Below are 3144 nucleotides of genomic sequence, written 5' to 3' on the forward strand. Positions count from 1 at the left end.
TTGGTGGATGCCTTGGCAGTAAGAGGCGATGAAGGACGTGATACTCTGCGATAAGCCATGGGGAGCTGAGAATAGGCTTTGATCCATGGATCTCCGAATGGGGAAACCCACCTGAATGTTTGCTGTTGTTATCCTTGCGGATATCAACAGTGGGCATAACCAGGTATCTTTGACCTGAACACATAGGGTTAAAGAAGCGAACCCGGGGAACTGAAACATCTAAGTACCCGGAGGAAAGGAAATCAACAGATACTCCGCTAGTAGTGGCGAGCGAACGCGGACCAGCCGAGCCGAAAGAATGACCGGAACGATCTGGAAAGATCGGCCATAGAGGGTGACAGCCCCGTATGGGAAGTTCGATCGGACGCATTAAGTAGGGCGGGACACGTGAAATCCTGTCTGAAGATCGGGGGACCACCCTCGAAGGCTAAGTACTCCTTACTGACCGATAGCGAACCAGTACCGTGAGGGAAAGGTGAAAAGCACCCCGACGAGGGGAGTGAAACAGTTTCTGAAACCGGACGCCTACAAGCAGTCGGAGCCCCCTTGAGGGGTGACGGCGTACCTTTTGTATAATGGGTCAACGACTTGGTCTGTCTGGCAAGCTTAAGCCGCTAGGTGTAGGCGCAGCGAAAGCGAGTGTTAAATGCGCGAATGAGTCAGACGGATCAGACCCGAAACCGAGTGATCTAGGCATGAGCAGGATGAAGGTACGGTAACACGTACTGGAGGTCCGAACCCACACCTGTTGAAAAAGGTCGGGATGACTTGTGCCTAGGGGTGAAAGGCCAATCAAACTCGGAGATAGCTGGTTCTCCGCGAAAGCTATTTAGGTAGCGCCTCGGATGTATTCCTTGGGGGGTAGAGCACTGCATGGATGATGGGGGCCCACAGCCTTACTGAGTCTAAGCAAACTCCGAATACCCAAGAGAACTGTCCGGGAGACACACGGCGGGTGCTAACGTCCGTCGTGGAGAGGGAAACAACCCTGACCAACAGCTAAGGCCCCCAATTCGTGGCTAAGTGGGAAAGCATGTGAGACTTCCAAAACAACCAGGAGGTTGGCTTAGAAGCAGCCATCCTTTAAAGATAGCGTAACAGCTCACTGGTCTAATCAAGAGGTCTTGCGGCGAAGATGTAACGGGGCTCAAGCCACGAGCCGAAGCTTTGGATGCACACTTGTTGTGCGTGGTAGCGGAGCGTTCTGTGATATAGAACGCTGCCTCTTTTGCCCTGCAAAGGGTAACGGAGGCAATGTTCTGACTGTGAAGCCGGGCCGTGAGGCAACCGGTGGAGTGATCAGAAGTGAGAATGTTGACATGAGTAGCGACAAACAGGGTGAGAGACCCTGTCGCCGAAAGTCCAAGGGTTCCTGCTTAAAGCTAATCTGAGCAGGGTAAGCCGGCCCCTAAGGCGAGGCCGAAAGGCGTAGTCGATGGGAACCAGGTTAATATTCCTGGGCCAGGAGATGGTGACGGATCGCAGAGCTCGTTCCTCCTTATCGGATTGGAGGGGCTGGTGAGCGGTCCCTGGAAATAGCCCTCCACAAGACCGTACCCGAAACCGACACAGGTGGACTGGTAGAGAATACCAAGGCGCTTGAGAGAACCACATTTAAGGAACTCGGCAAAATACCTCCGTAAGTTCGCGAGAAGGAGGCCCGGTTTTTGCGCAAGCAGAGGCCGGGGGCACAAACCAGGGGGTGGCGACTGTTTACTAAAAACACAGGGCTCTGCGAAGTCGTAAGACGACGTATAGGGTCTGACGCCTGCCCGGTGCCGGAAGGTTAAAAGGAGAGGTGCAAGCCTTGAATTGAAGCCCCGGTAAACGGCGGCCGTAACTATAACGGTCCTAAGGTAGCGAAATTCCTTGTCGGGTAAGTTCCGACCTGCACGAATGGCGTAACGACTTCCCCGCTGTCTCAAATGTGGACTCAGCGAAATTGAATTGTCTGTGAAGATGCAGACTTCCCGCGGTTAGACGGAAAGACCCCATGCACCTTTACTACAACTTCGCACTGGCATCAGGATTGCGATGTGCAGGATAGGCGGTAGGCTTTGAAGCGGGGACGCCAGTTCCCGTGGAGCCATCCTTGAGATACCGCCCTTCGCACTCTTGATGTCTAACCGCGGCCCGTTATCCGGGTCCGGGACCCTGCGTGGTGGGTAGTTTGACTGGGGCGGTCGCCTCCCAAACAGTAACGGAGGCGCGCGAAGGTTGGCTCAGAGCGGTCGGAAATCGCTCGTTGAGTGCAATGGCAGAAGCCAGCCTGACTGCAAGACTGACAAGTCGAGCAGAGTCGAAAGACGGCCATAGTGATCCGGTGGTCCCGAGTGGAAGGGCCATCGCTCAACGGATAAAAGGTACGCTGGGGATAACAGGCTGATGATGCCCAAGAGTCCATATCGACGGCATCGTTTGGCACCTCGATGTCGGCTCATCTCATCCTGGGGCTGGAGCAGGTCCCAAGGGTACGGCTGTTCGCCGTTTAAAGAGGTACGTGAGCTGGGTTTAGAACGTCGTGAGACAGTTCGGTCCCTATCTGCCGTGGGTGTTGGAGACTTGAGAGGAGTTGCCCCTAGTACGAGAGGACCGGGGTGAACGTTCCACTGGTGGACCTGTTGTCGTGCCAACGGCAGTGCAGGGTAGCTATGAACGGACAGGATAAACGCTGAAGGCATCTAAGCGTGAAGCCCCCCTCAAAACAAGGTCTCCCTTGAGAGCCGTGGAAGACCACCACGTCGATAGGCCGGAGATGTAAGTGCAGCAATGCATTCAGTTGACCGGTACTAATGGCTCGATAGGCTTGATTTGATCCGGAAGAAGACAGACTGCCCAAGTGCCACAAGCACAGACGCAGCGTCTCCTCCAATGCATCCTTGGACAACCAAAACCCCGAAAGGGGCGACGCTGAGCGTGTCTTTCCCGGTCTGGTGGCCCTAGCGCGAGCAAAACACCCGATCCCATCCCGAACTCGGCCGTTAAGTGCCGCTGCGCCAATGGTACTGCGTCTCAAGACGTGGGAGAGTAGGTCACCGCCAGACCTGGAAAGACACGCAAATCTCTCTCAACGACAACACGATCAGGACAAAATTGGCGCGGGGTAGAGCAGCCCGGTAGCTCGTCAGGCTCATAACCTGAAGG

At 55.0% G+C, this 3144-nt stretch carries 2 rRNA genes (1 of these 2 running past the window's edge); both read left to right on the forward strand.

The features are described 5' to 3' along the window. Window positions 1–2814 (forward strand): 23S ribosomal RNA (locus OC184_RS19375) (it extends 21 nt beyond the left edge of the window). A 115-nt stretch (window positions 2815–2929) separates the two neighbouring features. Further along, a 5S ribosomal RNA gene (rrf, locus tag OC184_RS19380) occupies window positions 2930–3044 on the forward strand. The last annotated feature ends 100 nt before the right edge of the window (window positions 3045–3144 follow it).

Source organism: Paracoccus rhizosphaerae (assembly GCF_026162645.1).
Lineage (GTDB): Bacteria > Pseudomonadota > Alphaproteobacteria > Rhodobacterales > Rhodobacteraceae > Paracoccus > Paracoccus rhizosphaerae.